The following is an 18,312-nucleotide window of genomic DNA, read 5'->3' as shown; positions in this document are numbered from 1 at the left end:
ATCAAAACTGGAACTAGAATTTTAGACGGATAGTTTAATAGTATCGACGCAAAATGGTCCCGGCAAGACGTAGCCCCGAAGGCAGTACTTTTAGTACGACTAGATGCCGCAGGACAGCTAAGGCCGTTTTGTGCAAGTCCGATTTAATGCTTAAGGGATGCTTAAATTTGGCGAATAAATTTCACTGGCTTTTCATCAGCAGTGTTCTTATCGGATGAGGAGGAATTGGAGCATGTGCCGCATGATGAGCATCCGTTACCACAGCCACTTGCAGGCGCACCCAAATACTTTGCGAGGGAAGGTGAGTATTGAAAGATCCAAAGTACGAGTTTTTGTTTGGCGGAGGCTGGCATCCACTTTAAAAGCAAATACACAGTAGCCATACTCAAAAGTAATAGCGTGATCAAAGTTTGCACATTACGCTCCCATCAATAGTTTAGCGACGTTGTAAGTGACAAATGAGGCAAAGTAAGCCAGACCAAATAGATAAGCCGCCATTAGTAAAGGATAGCGCCAAGTATTAGTTTCACGCTTTACAACGCTGAGTGTTGCAATACATTGAGGGGCAAATACATACCAGGCTAACAACGATAGGGCAGTTGGTACACTCCAAGAATGCGCGATCAAGGGCTGAAGACTATTCGATAAGTCATCGCCAGATTGTGATAACGCGTAGACCGTTCCTAGTGCGGCAACAGCGACTTCACGGGCTGCTAATCCTGGAACAAGAGCGATGCAAATTTGCCAGTTAAATCCGATTGGTGCGAATATGACTTCAAGCATGCGCCCCAGTATGCCGGCAATGCTGTAATAAATAGGCGGCTGAGTTGCATTTTCTGGAGCACCAGGAAAACTGCTCAAAAACCATAGCAGAATCATCAATGCCAAGATAATCGTCCCAACCCGGGTGACAAAAATCTTAATGCGCTCCCAAAGGCCAATCATTAAATTTCTGGAGTTAGGTAAGCGATAATCCGGTAGTTCCAACATCAAAGGCTGCTGCTCCGATGAGCCCCATTTTTTCTTGAGTACAAAAGCCACTAACATTGCAGACACGATGCCGGCCAAATACAATAAAAATAGAACTAAGCCTTGCAAATTAAGCCAGCCACCGAGCATTTTGGCAGGAATAAACGCTGCAATAATAAGGGTATAAACCGGTAACCGTGCGGAACAAGTCATGAGCGGTGCGATCATGATTGTTACCAAACGGTCACGCGGGTTTTGTATTGTGCGTGTCGCCATAATGCCCGGAATTGCACAAGCAAAACTAGATAACAGGGGGATGAAAGCTCGCCCAGACAAACCGACTTTACCCATGACTCTGTCCAATAAGAACGCTGCACGAGGCAAATAGCCAGAGTCTTCCATTACAAGAATAAAGAAAAACAGAATCACAATTTGCGGTAGGAATACCAATACACTCCCAGCACCGCCAATAACACCTTTGACTAATAAACCTTGTAACATGCCAACTTGCATATGCGACTCAACAAAGGCGCCTGTCGCGTCCACACTGGATTTAATTAAGTCCATTGGCAATTGTGCCCACGCAAATACGGCCTGAAAAACCAAAAACATCAAGATTGCGAAAATCACTGGTCCAATTAATGGATGCAAGACAAAGCTATCTAACTTAAAACTAAAGTGATGATCTTTGCTGACGTCGTAAGAAACGCAGCGCGCCAGTATGGCATTGGCTTCTGTTTGTATTGATTCGGGTGTTAAAGCAGTAATCGATTTTGTAGGTGAAGTGACCTCAGATTGCTTGAGCGTGCCAGCAAGGATTTCCAACTTGCCAAGCAATAAATCAATGCCGTCAGGGGTAACTGCAACAGTTTCAACAACTGGAATACCCAAGCTGGTTTGCAGTAAAGCTATGTCAATATGGATATCGCGTTTTCTCGCAACGTCCATCATATTGACCGCCAAAATCATCGGAATGCCAAGATTTTTTAGTTCGAGAGCGACACGTAGTCCGCGCTTTAAATTTGTCGCATCAACAACGCATACGACAGCATCGGGAATAGCCTCATCGGCGCGCTGACCAGTAATCACATCTTGCGTGATTTTTTCATCTGGGGTGATGGCATGCAGACTGTATGTGCCGGGCAAATCTAACACGTGCCATGTGCGTCCAGTTGGCGAGCGAAATTTACCTTCTTTACGCTCAATCGTTACGCCAGCATAATTAGCAACTTTTTGCCGTGCGCCAGTTAAACGATTGAATAATGCCGTTTTCCCACAATTAGGGTTACCAACTAATGCGATGCGTGGTGCAAGCAACTCGACAACAAATTCAGCATGACTCATTAAGCAATTCCAGCCTTCGCAACACCAATTAATGCGGCTTCAAAACGGCGCAAGGCAAAAGTAGATTGCCCGATACGAACAGCTAAGGGTTCACCACCAAAATAACCCCTGTGTAAAATCTTTACTGATTCGCCCTTGACAAAGCCCAATTCCTTCAAGCGACGAACCACATCAAAACTAGATTTTGCGCTGACAATGATATTTTCAGAAACTTCAGTCACTAAAGCAGAATCGCCAACCTGAAGCTTATCCAAGGTTGTGGAGTTAGACGGTGTAGCCAACAAACTGCTCATGATTAATCCTGCGTGTAGAGAAAACTAAATGATAATGAGAATATATATCAATATGAATCAGCATTCAAGCTATACCACCTTCGGATATTAATTCTTAATTTAACATAATATAAATTATGCGAAATAAATCATATCAGTTTTAAACAAAACGAGATCGTAAGGTATCGCAGCACTCGGAACTAAAGATCCCAATTTTTCGGTACTAAAGATTCCAAATCATATAGTCTGCATTTTATTGGGATTTTTAGTACTGCAGACTTTTTTTGAATAGGTATTCTGTTATTAAACTGCGCCTAACTAGCTAGGTCAGATTTTCTATTTTTTCGAGTTTGTTTAGTAGCGGCTGTTTTTTCACTGTTACGTATTTCAGCTAATTGCTTCAGCCGACTTTCGGATTCCGATTTCACAAAAATCAAGGATGCCTGGAGTTCCTCCATTCTTATTCGCAAGGTCTCTAGTTCCTTGTGACTAGAATCACGACTTTGAGTGATAGCTTCAAGATTTCCTTGCAGGCTTCCAATCTGTTGCCGATATTCGCCGATAATTAACTGTAGGCTACGCAATTCGTGCTGGTATCGGTCATTTAACTCTGACGTAGACAATCTTGATTGTTCGATTTCTTTTTGCAACTTGGTCGACTGGACTCGTTCTCGGTCAATTTCCAGTAAGGCACGTGTTTCTGATGACCGGAATCGCTCTTCAGCTAGTTGCAATGCATGACGCTGTTTTTCTAATTCTTGGGTAAAGTCTTGTGTTAGCTCTTTGAGTCGCGCTTGCTGTGCACTTGCGTCAGCCTTAAATTCGAGAATTTGCAACTCTAAGCCGGCTTTTATAGAGTTTGTAGTTGTCAATTGTTGTTGCAGGTTGAGATTAAGTTCCAGCGCACGGCTTAACTCTTCAGATAAATGTTGCTTACCTAACTCAGCAATTTCCAAGGCTTTACCTACGGCTTCTTGGGATACTTTTGCAACCAAAACTGCCTCGTCGGATACTGCTCGGTAGGAAGCCAGTGAGCTTTGCGCTTCCTCTTGAGCGTTACTCCATATAGTAGCTACCAAGTCTGCTGTTGCTGTTTTTAAGGACTCTGGAAGATCTGGATGCTCAATTCGCACTCTACTTTTATCTCTTAAATTACTCCAAAACTTTGAAAGCGCATCGGCTGGCGCCGACATACTACCCCTACGAACCAACTGATACAGCTTATTAGCCGTGGGTGTAATGCTGTAACGAAAGAATAATAAAGCACAGACTTCGCGATATAAATCCTGCGTCTCAGTGAACTGTGTGCGCAGCTGATCAATTTCAGCGATGAGTTTCTTTTCACTGACAAAATCATCCATCGTGCCTCCCAAAAACAAAAAATATAATAAGTAATATAACGTATTACGTAGTATTTCGTGAATTTATTCTATAAAATATGACATTAGCTTTATAATGTCGATTAAAACTAGGCATCCACTCATCCGCACGTCGCTACCACAATGAACGATCAAAATGCCATCTTGCCGCCATCTAACGGACCCGCGCCACTGGAAAATGTGACGCTATCCACCGATTTGGACGGCAGCCACGGGGCCAACCGAGCATCCGGCAACCGCCCTCAAATCGCCGCCACCAACGACATCGATGCGATCAAGGCTTGGCTGACGCGCTTCCACGACACCAAGACGACCTTCGACAATTACCGCAAGGAAGCCGAGCGTCTGCTGCTATGGTCGACTATCCAATTGGGCAAAGCCCTGTCGTCGCTGACGCACGAAGACTTATTGATGTATCAAGTTTTTCTTGAAAACCCGCAGCCGGCAATTCGCTGGGTCATGCGCGACGGCCGAAAGTTCGCGCGCGCCCATCCCGAATGGCGACCATTCGCGGGACCGCTCTCCCCCGCCAGCCGGCGCCAGGCATTTATCATTCTTAATACTTTATTCTCGTGGCTGGTTAATGCTGGCTACTTGGCCGGCAACCCACTGTCGCTCTCGCGGCAAAAAAACAGAAAGAGCAAGCCTCGTGTTACACGGTTTCTCGAAGACAGATTGTGGGGTGAGGTGAAACTGACCATTGAACAAATGCCCAGGGGTACGGACCGGCACCGTGAGCACTATTTCCGTTTGCGCTGGCTGTTCTCGTTGATGTATCTCTGTGGCTTGCGTATCAGCGAGATCGTTGAGAGTTCGATGGGCAGCTTTTTACGCCGCCGAGACAAGGATGGTGAAGATCAGTGGTGGCTAGAGATCCTTGGCAAAGGCGACGTGCTTCGAATTGTGCCGGCGACCAGCGAATTGATGGTCGAGCTCGCGCGCTACCGTCGCGAAAAGGGGCTGAGTGCTGCACCAATCCCGGGGGAAGAAATCCCCCTACTACTTCCGATTGGCGACCAGCGGCGCCATCTCACGCGCGGCGGCTTGCATGCGATTATCAAGAAAGTGTTCGAACAAACCGCGGCGCGGCTACGCATGAAGGGTGAGGACTTTCAAGCAGATGCTGATCGGATCACAGCGGCCTCGGCGCATTGGTTACGCCATACCGCAGCGACCGATATGTCCAACGGCGATGTTGATCTATTATTCGTTCGAGATAATTTAGGGCATTCGTCGATAAGTACCACTGACATTTATTTGCATGCTCTCGACGATGAACGCCATGCAGCCACGGAGAAAAATCATAAGGTCAACTGGTGAAATTGGCGACATTAATCTACGGAACTGTTTTTTCCATCCAGGCACTTCAGCACGATGCTGCAAGCCGCTAATTTGAATCGAACTACTTATAAACTCCGTCAAGAGTGCGACCTCCCTTCGGTATCAAGAGCACAACACCTGTTGCAATGGTTTTTTTGAGAGCGGTAATTTACCTTAAAACCTGTTCAATTAGCCGCCTTCCATTTGCGCGCAGCATGTCGGCAACTTGCTCAATAGGCAATTTCCAAAGCGACGATAATACGCAGGCAATATTCCCTGCATCCCAGGGCATCAAAGAGGCTCCTGCAATTTTGCCAAACGGGCCATCACTTTCCGGCACGACGCGGTCACGCGGCATCAACGACGCCAAATTCCTTCCGTTGGCTGAAGCTAACATAGCAGGGCCTACGCTAAACCAACAACCTCCTGCCGACGCGCGCCGGAGCGCGGATGCTGAACCAGTAAACCAATGCAGAACGGCCAGCCCGAATGCGGGATGGCGCTCAAGGTAATCTAGAACTTCCGTTTCCGCAGCTCTTGAGTGGATACTAATGACACGGCCGCCAAGATTTGCGCAGCGCGAAATAACTGCGCTGAAAATCCGATGCTGCAATGCATAGGATTCCTTATATCGCGCGGAACCATCTAACCCAACCTCGCCAACCGCTACAACGGGCTCCAGTTGCTCCAACAACGTATCAAGCTCTGAAGCCTTACGTTCTGCGACTTCTGGATGTAACCCGGGCGAAACGATGAGTCGCTCGCAGGGAGGCAAAATATTTTTTGTGGCAGCGTAGGCTCTCGGGCTTGTAGTTACCAGCCACGTGAATTCGTTTTTTATCAGCGTTTCGGCATAGATTTTCCTGGCATCAGGATATAGGTCCAAATGGCAATGAAAATCCATCATTGTTGGCGCGCACTCAATATTGACCAGCTGCGCGCATTGAATATTGACCAGGCGCTTAGTTGCTGAGCATACAAGTTTGTTTCAGGTTTGTCGATCAATTATGTGTGCATTGTTTTCTCCATTTGTTGAACTCAATTTAGCCACTTAAGCACTAAAACTCCTGCCCAGAGACTTCACCAGGTTCTGCTGATATCTCAGTCTCAGGCTTGTTTAATTCCCGGCTTCTTTCTCTTGATTTAATCCGCATTTTTGCTGTGGCACTGCTATGTTTGAAACGATAGGAATCATTACCTGTTTCAATAATATGGCAATGGTGTGTCAGTCGGTCCAGTAACGCAGTCGTCAGTTTTGCATCGCCAAAGACGTTGCTCCACTCAGAGAATGTCAGGTTGGTCGTGATGACGACGCTGGTTCGTTCGTAGAGTTTAGACAGTAAATGGAACAGTAACGCACCACCCACCTGTGAGAATGGCAGGTAACCTAACTCATCTAAGATCACCAAATCCATCTGCATAAGGCTTAGGGCCATGCGTCCTTGTTTGCCTGCTGCCTTTTCTAATTCCAAGGCATTCACCAGTTCAATCGTTGAGAAGAAGCGCACTCGCTTTCCATGTTGCGTAATACCGGAGACCGCCAGTGCTGTTGCCAGATGGCTTTTACCTGTGCCAGTGCCACCAATCAGCACCACGTTGTGCGCAGCCTCTGTGAAGGCTAACGTGGCCAACTGTTCGATCAGCTTTTGGTCTACTTTGGATTGGCTAAAATCGAAATCAGCTAGGTGGCGATGAATCGGAAATTTGGCAACGTGCAACTGATAACGGATCGAACGCATCGCTCGATCCGTCGATTCCGCTTCTAACAAGTGTTGAATGAGCCATTCCGATGTACTCACGGACGCGGTACTCTGTGCTGTTAAATCGGTATAGGCAGTTGCCATTCCATATAACTTGAGTGATTTAAGTTCACTGATGATGTTAAACATGCTGATTCTCCTGATGTAAGCTGTCGTAGCGACTTGCATCGGCTACCGGCTCTTCGATTAATTGCAAGCTTGTGGCGACGGGGTCAGGACGATCGCCCTGACTTAATCGCACCAATACGTTAGTGATGTGTTCAACACTGGTTGCACCGGACTCCAGCACTAGTTCTACTGCCACAATGACGGTATCAAGGCCATGGTGCGGGATAGCCGCTAACACTTGAGCCATGACGCGATCACCACCGGCACGGCGTAGCAAGGTGGTTTGCAATTTGATTAAAGGCGCCGGCATCAATGCAAAGGGTGCACCGTTTCGTAAGACACCGGGCTTTCTTTCTGCCAGAAGGATGTAATGCTGCCAGTCATAGCTGGTCTGATCACGTCCAAATAGTCGTAGATGACATGCAACCCTCTCATTCTCAGCGTAGACGGCAATCTGTTCTGAATACAGATGAACACTGACCATGTGATTGGCCAAATAGCACGGTACTGAATAACGATTACGGTGGACATGAACTAAGCAAGTAGAAGAAACCCGTGCTACGAGTTCGACATAGCCATCGAAGGGTGTTGGCATCGGCATGAGTTGGGCTTGCTCATGTTCCAGCACGTCGGCGACGGTCAACTCAGGGTAATCCGGATGGCGGCATTCACTCCAGAGTAACTTGCAGCGTACCGCCAGCCATGCATTGAGTTCCGCAAAGCTGCCGAAGCGTTCCTGTCTGGCGTCGTTCCAGATACGACGGCGACTATCCTGGACGTTCTTCTCAACAATACCTTTCTCCCAGCCAGACGCCACATTGCAGAAGTCGGGGTCAAACAAGTAATGGGCTGTCATTGCAAAGAAGCGTGCATTGACGATACGACCTTTGCCTTTCATGACTTTATCGACAGCGGTCTTCATGTTGTCATAGATACCGCGCCGTGCAATACCACCCATGGCAGTAAAGGCGCGAGTATGGGCATCGAAGAGCATTTCGTGGCTTTGCGTCGGATAAGCCACCAGCCAAAAGGCACGGCTGGCGCACAGCTTAGTGTGTGCTACAAGGATTTTGCGATGAATGCCACCAATGACAAGCAGCTCCTCACTCCAGTCAAACTGGAATGCTTCGCCGAGTTGAAACTTCAGTGGAACGAAGGCAGATTTACCAGTGACTTTGGCAGCTTGGTCACGCCAGGCGTAAATGTAACGGTTGACACCCGAGTAGCTACCGGTGAACCCTGCTTGCTGGAGTTCCTTAAATAGCATAAGCGCAGTACGACGTTCTTTTTTAGGTCGATGGCTGTCGGTTTGTAGCGCTAACTGAATGAGGGATGCAAAGGGAGCTATTTTACTGACAGTCGGAGGCCGGGCATACTTCGGCTCAGTCCCTTCGGCTTCTTTAAGCCACTTCTTGATGGTATTGCGCGACAGGCTGGTTCGTCGCTGAATTTCGCTAATGGATAGCCGTTCTCGGTAGAACAGCCGCCTGACCTTAGAGTACATTCCCATGGTAATCACCTTGAATTCCCTCGCAGTCAAAACTGCAAGGATAGGTTAATTTACCTGGTCAATATTCAGTGCGTATAACTGCGTTTATCTGGTCAATATTGAGTGCGCGCCAACAATGACAATACTCATTCACATCTTGCTTATGCAGGATGGGATCAGCGCTGGTATCAATACAATCGTAAGCGCCACGGCGTGGGTATAGATTTAGGCTACCAACCTGATGCAAAAAATAGTTACTACGTTAGAGCCTTTGATGCAGGTTATACAGAAACTGTGTTGCGCCAAAGATTAACCATTACCCCTGATGGCAATCCGGTTCAAACGGCGACAGGATTTATCGATGGCTTGAGTGTCAATGGATTCGATAAGACACTACGGCAAGAAAAAGAAACGATTAATAATCAGGTTTTTGTGCTCGGCGGTAAAAATCAATTTGACGAAAAAATTCTCGATTACCGTATCGGTATGACTAAAGGTTCGTACGACAAAAAGTACGATTACAATTCTGACTTTAACTATACTCCGGCTGCTGGAACGCCATTCATTATTGGCTCGACAACGGTCACTCCACCAACCATTAGCTACAATAATTTGGGCACGGGAAACACTCCATCGTTCGGAGTAAACGGCGCCGACTACCTTAATCCTGCGAACTACAATTTAGTTAAATTTCAAAATAGTACACAGAATATTTCAGATAAAGAATGGTCAGTCGCAGGGAATTTAAAGCTACCAGTCAAATGGGGCAACTTCGACTCAGAAAGTGTAAAAACAGGTGTAAGTGCAAGATTACGCACACGTGAAGTAAGGGGGCAACCCTACTCCTATAACGGAATTCCCTCGATATCAATGTCAAACGCCTCATATGGCCCAGGAATTACTTTTTATGATGGCGCATATCAAAATGGACCACAATTAAGTCCTGATTTGCTACAAAATCAGCTGGCAGCTAAACAAACCATCAGTGACGATAACCTTACGAATGCAGCGCTTCAGTATCAAAAAGATAAAGAGGACGTTTATGCCGCGTATGGACAATATCAAATGACCTTGGGGAACGTAGGAATTATTACGGGCTTACGGTTTGAAAGCACTCGTGGAACATATGATGCAAATGCTAAAGGTGTTGATGCAAACGGCAATGCATTTATTTCTCCAGTTAGCCAAAGCAAATCTTATACAAATTTCTTCCCGAGCATTCAAGCACGTATCGAACTAAATAAATCGTTGCTATTACGCGCTGCGTACTCATCCACTATCGCTAGACCTGGTTTCAATCAGGTGAATGCCTCGTTAAATATCGATCCCAGTGCGAATACCGTGTCTCAAGGAAATCCCTCACTAAAGCCAGTCACGGCAAATTCGTTTGACGTCTCTTTAGAACAGTATTTGCCTAACTCTGGAATCCTATCTCTTGGGATATTTGACAAAGAAATTAGTAATTACATCGCGAATAACCTGACAAATCAAACCTTCCCCAATAATGGATTATTTGCAGGCTTTGTCGGAGTTGCTCACGTCTATTCCTATGCCAACACTGGAAAATCACGCGCGACAGGATTGGAGTTCAATTATGAACAACGCTTTAAGCAATTACCCGATGTATGGAGTGGGCTTGGCGTAGGCACCAACTACACCTATGTAAATTCTCGCTTTGAAATCAGGCCAGGCGAATATTCGAGTATGCCGTCAACCTCTAAGCAGACTGCTAACGCTAATATTTTTTATGAGAAAAAAGGGTTTAATTTACGTTTAGGCGCTTACTATGTTTCACGTAATTTATGGGCAATAGGTGGCAGCAGCGCGACAGACGTTTTCTCTGAGCCACGCACTTCTGTGGACTTCGGTAGCTCTTACGATATTAACGACAATGTCTCAATTTATTTTAATGCTAAAAATTTGACGAACACGCCATTGAAATTTGTAGAGGCAAGCTCTAATCGTACCATTCAGCGTGAATTTTACGGCGCGACTTATCAACTTGGCTTAAATATTAACTACTAAGTACAGGAAATATATATGAACTTTCGACCAAAAAAGAGTGCTATCTGCACCGGAATAATCGCGACGATTTGCTTAATACAACAACCATCTTATTCTGCTGAAAAAAACTTCGCAGTGTTACAAAAATGGTCCTTAGGTTCTGTAAGTAAATGGGACTATACGGATATTGACCCAGTCCGGCACCGCCTGTTTGTTACCAGAGGTGACCGGGTTGAAGTGTTTGAATTACCAAGCGGAAAACTAATTGATCAGATTCCGAGCACGATGGGAGTTCATGGCGTAGCATTTGCAGAGGATCTGAAATTAGGTTTTACCAGCAATGGCAAGACAAATTCGGTAACGGTATTTGATTTAGACACGCTGAAGGTAAAGCAAGAGATTAAAGTCGACGGCGTTAATCCTGATGCCATATTGTACGAACCTAATTCCAAAAAATTATTCGTATTTAATGGAAAAACTGCCAATGTGACAGTGATTGACGGCACCAGTATGAAAGTTATCGCAAGCATTCCCACTAACGGCAGACCTGAGTTCGCAGTTAGTAATAACGCAGGTAAGATTTTTTTTAATATTGAAGATAAATCCCAACTCAATGCGATTGATGTCGCTACGAATAAACTGATCTCCAGCTGGCACTTAAAAAATTGTGACGAACCTACTGGTTTAGCAATCGACATTCCGAATGATCGCTTATTTTCAGTTTGCCAAAATAAAGCAATGATAGTTACCGATGCAAAAAATGGAAAAGTAATTGCAGAGGTTACTATTGGCGAGCATCCAGATGCAGTCATCTACGATCAGGAAACTGCAACGATTTTCTCTTCTAACGGCGATGGAGGGGGATCTTTAACGGTCATTAAACAGTTGGACAGTGATCACTACAAAGTACTGGACAATGTAGTCACTGCTCAAGGTGCAAAGACTATGGCAATGGACAAGAAAACTAAAGTCATTTATTTACCGACAGTGGTGGACAAGCAATTTTTAGTGCTCTCAGTCGGTAATAAATAGAGGGCATATCTTAAGTACGGAAAAGTATTTTTTGGATCTGAATTATAGGAAGATATTTGACTTTAGCAGTCAAATATCTTCACATCCAAAGTCAATCTATTACAAATTTAGTTGGAAGAAACGGTGATTAGCGTAAATGATTCAGGCTTCAATTTTGGACGCTGATTTTCTGAAGCCTTAGCCGGTACGTCTAACTCTGCTGCAACAAGGTAAATATTGTGCGATACGGTATCGAGTGCCATTGTTCTTGCAGTCACCATCGTCTTTACAGTCTGCTTAGTGACATAAGTATTTTTTGCGTCGACACCAACAACTGTTAAGGTTCCATCGCCATTAGAGCTAAATGCAAGCTGACGTTCCTGATCATAAACAGTAGCGTCACTTCCCTTACCAATAGTAGGAGAACCTATAATTTTTCCAGTTTGCCCATCAACGATAGCCATCTTTTGATTGTGGCAGCCGGCGAACAGCATTCCATGCTGCATATCGATAGATAGTCCAGCGGGTTCATCGCAGACAGAAGACAAATCAATCTTTTTCAAAACATTCATTTTTTGAGTATCAATCGAGACTAATTGATTTTTATCCTCAACATTAACAAACAATTTTCCTTTACCGTCAACAGCTGTAAATTCTGGTTTACCTTCCAGCATAATAGTGCCAAGTATTTTTTGGGATACGGCGTCAATCACAGTTAAATTCATTGACTCACCATTTGCGACAAATACACGCTGACTAAAAGAATCAAAAATAATTGCATCTGGCTTTTTTCCTACTGAAACGGTGCCTACTATTTTGAGTGAGGATAAATCAAAAATAGTTACCGAATTATCTTTCCCATTACTAGTGAATCCTTTATTTAACGCAGGCGCTAACGCTACACCATGAACACCGTTCGTATTCGGGATCGTTGCTGTAACAGTCTTTGTACCCAGATCAAATACATCAACGTGATCTCCTCTAGTAATAAATAGTCTTTGGTGATCAGCGTCAAATGTTAAATAATCCCATTTAATATCACCATCCAAATGCTGCATATTGGTTACACGATAGTTCAAATCAGTCGCCATAGCAGGTGCTATAAAAACTGCAGCAGTAACTATTGAAAGCAGTACAAATGCGGTCGATACCATCGTATTTTTTTTAGTCATAGTAAGCATTTCGATTTCCTTTTAAAGTTAGGGCGCGTGTTTGTCACGCATCGTATAAAACACCACTGGCATAACCAATAACACTAGTGGCAATTGAAAAATAAGGCCTGAAATAATGGCGATGGCTAAAGGCTGTTGCATCTCTGATCCCTGTCCGATCGCAAACGCCAATGGAAGTAAAGTCAAAATCGCTGCGATCGTCGTCATCGCGATCGGGCGCATGCGGTTAATACCTGCATGTATCATTGAAGCGAGCAGATCTTCTTGCGTAATTAGATCTTGTTGTTCAGAAAAATAGAAAATGGCGACTTCGGTCACCATTCCGATAATCATTGTCATACCCATCATCGCGGAAATATTCAATTCTGTATGGGTAATCCAAAGACCAATAAATACCGTCGATACCGCGAGCAAAGCAGTCAACAAAATAGCAATCGCCAGACGGAAACTTTCATATATAAACAAAAGTAATAGAAAGACTAAGGTACTTGCCGCAGCAAAAACCGAAAGTAATCCCTGGAAAGCAATTTGCTGTTGCTCATATAGCCCACCTAATTGATAGTAGCTACCTTGTGGAAGTAGATTTTTTTGAGCCATCACTACTTTTACGTCTGCAATAACCGAACCAAGATCTCTGCCACTAATCCGTCCGGTGACAGCGATCATTCGTTTCAGATTTTCACGTGCGATCTGAGGTTGGCCTGTGACAGCAATGATGCTAGCTACCCGACTTAATGGAAACATATGTCCATCTGGTGCTCTGACCAACAGACTCCTCAAATCGGTGTCAGTATTTCTTATCGACTTAGGAACCCAAACACGAACGCCAATGGTTTTTATGCTATTGGCTACCTGGGTTGCAACATTACCGTTTAATGCTGTGTCTATACTTTTTGTCACGGTATCAATATCCATTCCCTCGACTGCGGCCTTGACTTGATCGATATGTATTTCAAGTGCATCACCCGCGGGATTGATACCGTTTTTCACATCCACAACACCTTGAATTTTTGAGATGGCATCAGCAACTCTGGCGGCAATTACTCCTGATTGATTCGGACTGGCTAAAAATAACTTAATTTCAATTGGCTGAGGTACAGCGGTCAGATCTCCGATTAAATCTTCCATTAACTGAGCCATTTCAATCTTTAGCCCAGGAACCTGATGCTCTACTTTGGTACGTATATCGTCCATCACTTCCTCTACCGGACGACGTGGAAAAGGCTTCAGACGTACGAAAAAATCGCCTTGATTAGCCTCACTCAAACCACCGCCAAGACCCGTACCGGTACGTCTGGAATAAGTTTCTACATCTGGGGTTGCTCTGACAATTTCTTCAACCTGGACTAGCAAACGATCTGTTTCTGTCAATGCAGTTCCGGGAGCACTTTGATAATCAAGTACAAAACCACCTTCGTCCATGGATGGCATAAAGCCCGATCCAACATGTTGAAAAGCAATCCAACCTAATAAAGCCAAAGGTAGAACACCAAACAAAATCAGGATTGGTCGAGTAAGAAGAGTATGTAAAAGCTTTTCATATCTAGTATGCATCCAACGAATCAAGTGCGTTTCAACTTTGTGGTCGGCATCCTTTGAGTTTAAGAATTTATCGGCAAGTAGCGGGACCGCCAACCATGTGACTAGGAACGAAATAAACAGAGCCGCAGCCATCGTCAACGACAGTGCCTTAAAAAAAGCCCCGGTGACACCAGTCAAAAAAGCCAACGGAACAAAAATAATTAGTGTGGATGCGCTAGAGCCAGCTAGTGGCCGAATAAACTCCAAAGCGGCGGCCATGACCCGCTCATGCATCTTGCTATTATTGTCTTGTAATCTACGGATGATATGTTCGATCATGACAATTGCGTCATCGATGATTAGACCCACTGCCGCGGCCATTCCACCTAAAGTCATAATGTTGAAACTCATCCCTAATACATAGAATAAGACAACGGTAGTTGATAAAACGGCTGGAACAACTACGATAGCGATCAACATTACTTTGATGTTGCGCAGAAAGAAAAGTAAAACCAGTGCGGATAATGCCACCCCGATTAATACCGCATCGCGTACGCTAGATGCAGAGGCCAATACCAATTGGCTCTGGTCGTACCAGTTCGATATTTTTATTCCGGCGGGTAACTGCGCTTGGAATTCATTAAGCTTTTTTTTGACGTCTGCTGCAATCTGCACGCTATTACTGCCAGGTTGCTGATAAACAGAAAATAAGACGGCATTTTTTCCATCAGCAGTCACACGTGTCCATCCGGGAACAGTTGATTGCTCAATCGTTGCAATGTCACTTAGATGCACTATCCCATTCGATTGATTTTTTATAATGCTATGTCGAATTTGCTCAATGTTTTCAAATCGGCTATTAGCAATAGCCAAATATAATTTATAGTGATCTTCTAAACGTCCTACCGCACTGATGACATTGGTACTAGCGAGCATTTTAGAAACATCGTCAAACGTCAAATCAACCGATTTTAGTTTTATCGGATCGATAGTTACCCTATATTCCTCAACACTACCGCCTAAAACCTGTACCCGTGAAACACCATCAATACTCGATAACAAGGGTCTGAGATCGTATTCTGCAAGATCGCGTAATTGGGTAGACGTAAGGCTGTTTGTCGTCAAACTATAGGCAATGATGGGGAAAACGGTAGGATCCATTTGCCGCGTCGATACGAGTGTGCCTTGGGGTAATTGCACGGATATTTGCGCAATGGCAGCATTGATCTGCAAAGCAGAGGAAGCCATATCTCTTCCCCAATCAAAATTGACCGAAATTTCTGCAGATCCTCGACTAGTCGTAGAACGAACATTGCGTACGCCGGGTACACGTCGTACAGCCTCTTCAACAGGTCGGGTTACTAACATTTCCATCTGCTCTGCTGGTTGATCTCCCGCATCTAGTGCTACAACAACTCTTGGAAAATCGACGGTTGGAAATAAAGATACTGGCAGTTTTAATGCTGCAATAACGCCCGCAAGAGCGAGTATTAGTAATAAAAATAGTATCGACCGACGATGGGATTGTGTCCAGGTAATTGCGCTCATCGCCCAACCTCACGAACCGACATTCCATCTTGTAATTCGTAATTGCCCAGCACAACTACTGGAATTGAAGGATTTAGATTTCCGTTGACGCCATAAGTATTGGAAGTTTCAATCACTTTTGTCACAGGGACACGATGTGCTTTTCTGTCTGAAATCTGAAAAAGATAGGCGCCTTTGTCGTCACTCAATACGGCTTGTCTTGGGATTTCCCATACAAGATTGTTCCCGATATGAATTATTCCTTGTACACGCATGCCTGGAATGAGAGCTGAATTTACTTTTGCGGGTAAATCGGCAAAAGCGTTAACTAATTGGGTTTTTGAATCAACCAGATTTTGTACATCACCTATTTTTACGGTAGAAATTTTCGACACGTCTTGGACAGAAGTAACGTTCACCGACATACCCGATCTGATCAAACGGCTTTGCGCAGGTTCAATCCCTAATTGAATTCTTAAAGTATCTGTGCGCCCGAGCTGTAATATCCCACCTCCTGCAGGAATGCGCTCTCCTTGAGCTACTATTAGGTTCACTATAACCCCGTCAAATGGGGCTGGTATTTTTAAATTTGTGACATTGCCCCCTAATTTTTTTTGTGTCAGAAAATTGGACTCGGCATCATCTAACTGTTTTTTCGCCGTATCCAACTGAGATTGCGTAGCCAGTTGAAGTGAAGCTAAATCCTCTATTCTTCGAAGTTCATTAGCAGCAAATTTTGCTGAAGTTAACGCCTGCGCATATGACGCTTGAGCATTTGGGTCCGTCGACAAAATCGCAAGTGTTTCACCCTGACGTACTTGCTGACCAACGATCACCAGTATTTGGCTAACTTGTCCTGCTTGTGGGACGTTGATAGTGCTCACTTTTCCTGTAACAACCTCCCCGAACGTAGTCAATGTGCGGTCTAAGGATTGTTGATTCACTATTTGTGTTCTGACTAAAACACTGGGAGCCTCCTCGACCTTATCGGCAACTTCTGCCGTCTTCTGCGCGTTACCATTGAGTTTAAATAAGGCCAATGTAATTATTACCGCAACGCCCGCAATCAAGCCGGAAAATAGAATTTTTGGTCTCATGGGTGCTTGCTTTTTAGAGAGGTTGTGAAAGGCAGGTCGCCGCCAATTAAGGTCTGCAACGCAACTCTTTGTTCGAGAATATTTTCCTGAAGATTAATTTCCTCAAGTTGTTTTGCTAGTAAAGCCGCATGAACATTTGCATAACTAAGGGAATCGATATTTTTATGCTGTAATGCAATCTCCGAATTTTTAGATGCGACGGAAAGCTGCGCTACCCCTATCTTTACTTGTTGTAACTGCCGTTCATTAATTTGTTGATCATCCAGAATTTTATGAACATCGTTATTAGTAATATCCAGACGTTGCTGATATTCGTCATACAGCTTTTGCCGTGTCGCTTTTTCAATAGCAATGACGCCTCGATTCCGGTTCAAAATCGGTAACGATAAAGTGAGCCCGACACCATTTGAATAAATGCCACTAGAGTCTCGTGCGCGAGTCAACCCGAGATTTAATGAGGGGAACTGAGCAATTATCGCAGCACGGTAGCGCTGATCTTGCGCGTGGTAACCTGCTTCTAACGCCATCAGATCAGGGCGCCTTTCAGTGACTTTATCTAGCGCTATAAGAATCGCTTTTTCGTCTAAATCCGGTAGTGATACTGTATCCTGCAGAACAACAATCGTCTCTGGTTTTAATCCTAATAATGTATTTAATTCGTGTCGGTATTGATTCGTCTGCCGCTCTAAATCATTTACTTGTTTCTGTACATCCTCAAGTGCAGTTAAGTTGGGAGTGACCATGTCACTGATTAAAAGTCCTCGACTTAACGCCATGTTCGTTCGTTCATAACGATCAGAAAATAGTGCTTGATTGTATTGAAGGATTTCTTTTGATTTTTGTCCCTGTACTAATTTGACATAAAGTAGTCGAGCCTGCGACACGACCTGCCACTCTTGCCATAGAAGATTAAGATCTGTTTTTCTTACTTCGGCTTGAGCCGCAGACAATATCGATGATCGAGTAATCAAGGCACTGATATCAAAACTAAGGCCATAACTAAATGCTTTAGTCGAACCTGGTCCAGCGGAGTTTGATAAATCGCCACTCAAGGCTAACTGAGGATCTGGCAATAATCCTGCGGCGAAAGCTTGTGCTTGCACGATACCAGCGTCGTCTCGTCCTATCTTCAGATCCGAATTATTCAATACAGCGATAATCGCCACATCCGTCATACTTAAGCGCTCTGCCGACTGAAACGGATGTGTTCGCTGCTCAGCAACTGGCAATGACTTGAAATTCGTAGTTAAATGAGATGGGTACTCTTGTGTCGAAAAATCTTTGGCAAGTGGCATTGGTTGATAAGTTGCGCAAGCAGTTAGTAAGCTGCACAGTAAGG

13 protein-coding genes are annotated in these 18,312 nt (G+C 44.6%); 3 read left to right on the top strand and 10 right to left on the bottom strand.

From position 1 onward, the window contains the following. Nucleotides 1–417: 417 nt before the first annotated feature. The 3 genes from feoB to RGU72_RS06545 all read right to left on the bottom strand — a co-directional run bounded on the left by feoB (nucleotide 418) and on the right by RGU72_RS06545 (nucleotide 3,946). The gene (gene feoB, locus RGU72_RS06555) at nucleotides 418–2,313 is read right to left on the bottom strand and encodes a ferrous iron transporter B (RefSeq protein ID WP_322118963.1); all 1,896 of its coding nucleotides are present in this window, start codon (nucleotides 2,311–2,313) and stop codon (nucleotides 418–420) included. Next, nucleotides 2,313–2,606, bottom strand: a complete 294-nt coding sequence (locus RGU72_RS06550; RefSeq protein WP_322118962.1) for a FeoA family protein — start codon at nucleotides 2,604–2,606, stop codon at nucleotides 2,313–2,315. The genes feoB and RGU72_RS06550 overlap by 1 nt, the downstream gene beginning before the upstream one ends. 293 nt (nucleotides 2,607–2,899) lie before the next feature. Then, nucleotides 2,900–3,946 carry a DNA-binding protein gene (locus tag RGU72_RS06545; protein WP_322118961.1) on the bottom strand — a complete coding sequence of 349 codons (1,047 nt, stop codon included), beginning with the start codon at nucleotides 3,944–3,946 and terminating at the stop codon, nucleotides 2,900–2,902. Between the two features lie 141 nt (nucleotides 3,947–4,087). Between RGU72_RS06545 and RGU72_RS06540 the strand changes: the two genes are divergently transcribed. Then, nucleotides 4,088–5,284, top strand: a complete 1,197-nt coding sequence (locus RGU72_RS06540) for a site-specific integrase (protein WP_322118960.1) — start codon at nucleotides 4,088–4,090, stop codon at nucleotides 5,282–5,284. A gap of 169 nt (nucleotides 5,285–5,453) precedes the next feature. On the opposite strand, the gene qatD is transcribed toward RGU72_RS06540, so the two are convergent. From qatD to istA, 3 genes are all read right to left on the bottom strand, one after another. Beyond that, nucleotides 5,454–6,191 carry a Qat anti-phage system TatD family nuclease QatD gene (qatD, locus tag RGU72_RS06535; protein WP_322118959.1) on the bottom strand — a complete coding sequence of 246 codons (738 nt, stop codon included), beginning with the start codon at nucleotides 6,189–6,191 and terminating at the stop codon, nucleotides 5,454–5,456. Between the two features lie 151 nt (nucleotides 6,192–6,342). Further along, on the bottom strand, nucleotides 6,343–7,173 hold the full coding sequence (gene istB / locus RGU72_RS06530; RefSeq protein WP_322118259.1) for an IS21-like element helper ATPase IstB: 831 nt from the start codon (nucleotides 7,171–7,173) through the stop codon (nucleotides 6,343–6,345). After that, nucleotides 7,166–8,662, bottom strand: coding sequence for an IS21 family transposase (istA, locus tag RGU72_RS06525; protein WP_322118258.1), 1,497 nt, complete (start codon nucleotides 8,660–8,662; stop codon nucleotides 7,166–7,168). The genes istB and istA overlap by 8 nt, the downstream gene beginning before the upstream one ends. 102 nt (nucleotides 8,663–8,764) lie before the next feature. Here istA and RGU72_RS06520 point away from each other — a divergent pair, with 102 nt between their 5' ends. Both RGU72_RS06520 and RGU72_RS06515 read left to right on the top strand, forming a co-directional pair. Further along, nucleotides 8,765–10,666, top strand: coding sequence for a TonB-dependent receptor (locus RGU72_RS06520; RefSeq protein ID WP_322118958.1), 1,902 nt, complete (start codon nucleotides 8,765–8,767; stop codon nucleotides 10,664–10,666). A 15-nt stretch (nucleotides 10,667–10,681) separates the two neighbouring features. Next, the gene (locus RGU72_RS06515) at nucleotides 10,682–11,677 is read left to right on the top strand and encodes a hypothetical protein (RefSeq protein ID WP_322118957.1); all 996 of its coding nucleotides are present in this window, start codon (nucleotides 10,682–10,684) and stop codon (nucleotides 11,675–11,677) included. A gap of 107 nt (nucleotides 11,678–11,784) precedes the next feature. Here the strand turns inward: RGU72_RS06515 and RGU72_RS06510 are convergent, their stop codons facing one another. The 4 genes from RGU72_RS06510 to RGU72_RS06495 are packed head-to-tail and all read right to left on the bottom strand — an operon-like array spanning nucleotide 11,785 to nucleotide 18,268. Then, a complete protein-coding gene (locus RGU72_RS06510) occupies nucleotides 11,785–12,837 on the bottom strand; it encodes a hypothetical protein (protein WP_322118956.1) in 1,053 nt (350 codons plus the stop codon). An 18-nt stretch (nucleotides 12,838–12,855) separates the two neighbouring features. Further along, complete coding sequence (locus RGU72_RS06505; RefSeq protein ID WP_322118955.1) at nucleotides 12,856–15,897, bottom strand: efflux RND transporter permease subunit; 3,042 nt, start codon at nucleotides 15,895–15,897, stop codon at nucleotides 12,856–12,858. Then, a complete protein-coding gene (locus RGU72_RS06500; RefSeq protein WP_322118954.1) occupies nucleotides 15,894–16,973 on the bottom strand; it encodes an efflux RND transporter periplasmic adaptor subunit in 1,080 nt (359 codons plus the stop codon). Before RGU72_RS06500 ends, RGU72_RS06505 begins: the two co-directional genes overlap by 4 nt. Next, entirely contained in the window at nucleotides 16,970–18,268 is a 1,299-nt protein-coding gene (locus tag RGU72_RS06495) for a TolC family protein (RefSeq protein ID WP_322118953.1), read from the bottom strand. Before RGU72_RS06495 ends, RGU72_RS06500 begins: the two co-directional genes overlap by 4 nt. Nucleotides 18,269–18,312: the final 44 nt, after the last annotated feature.

This window comes from Undibacterium sp. 5I1 (assembly GCF_034314085.1).
Classification (GTDB): Bacteria; Pseudomonadota; Gammaproteobacteria; order Burkholderiales; family Burkholderiaceae_D; genus Undibacterium.
Note: the sequence above shows the minus strand (reverse complement) of the source record. Positions and strands in the feature narration are given on the sequence as shown.

Coding starts and splice junctions, on each gene's coding strand:
- feoB (WP_322118963.1), bottom strand. CDS start 2,313: ATGAGTCATGCTGAATTTGTTGTCGAGTTGCTTGCACCACGCATCGCA.
- RGU72_RS06550 (WP_322118962.1), bottom strand. CDS start 2,606: ATGAGCAGTTTGTTGGCTACACCGTCTAACTCCACAACCTTGGATAAG.
- RGU72_RS06545 (WP_322118961.1), bottom strand. CDS start 3,946: ATGGATGATTTTGTCAGTGAAAAGAAACTCATCGCTGAAATTGATCAG.
- RGU72_RS06540 (WP_322118960.1), top strand. CDS start 4,088: ATGAACGATCAAAATGCCATCTTGCCGCCATCTAACGGACCCGCGCCA.
- qatD (WP_322118959.1), bottom strand. CDS start 6,191: ATGATGGATTTTCATTGCCATTTGGACCTATATCCTGATGCCAGGAAA.
- istB (WP_322118259.1), bottom strand. CDS start 7,173: ATGTTTAACATCATCAGTGAACTTAAATCACTCAAGTTATATGGAATG.
- istA (WP_322118258.1), bottom strand. CDS start 8,662: ATGGGAATGTACTCTAAGGTCAGGCGGCTGTTCTACCGAGAACGGCTA.
- RGU72_RS06515 (WP_322118957.1), top strand. CDS start 10,682: ATGAACTTTCGACCAAAAAAGAGTGCTATCTGCACCGGAATAATCGCG.
- RGU72_RS06510 (WP_322118956.1), bottom strand. CDS start 12,837: ATGCTTACTATGACTAAAAAAAATACGATGGTATCGACCGCATTTGTA.
- RGU72_RS06505 (WP_322118955.1), bottom strand. CDS start 15,897: ATGAGCGCAATTACCTGGACACAATCCCATCGTCGGTCGATACTATTT.
- RGU72_RS06500 (WP_322118954.1), bottom strand. CDS start 16,973: ATGAGACCAAAAATTCTATTTTCCGGCTTGATTGCGGGCGTTGCGGTA.
- RGU72_RS06495 (WP_322118953.1), bottom strand. CDS start 18,268: ATGCCACTTGCCAAAGATTTTTCGACACAAGAGTACCCATCTCATTTA.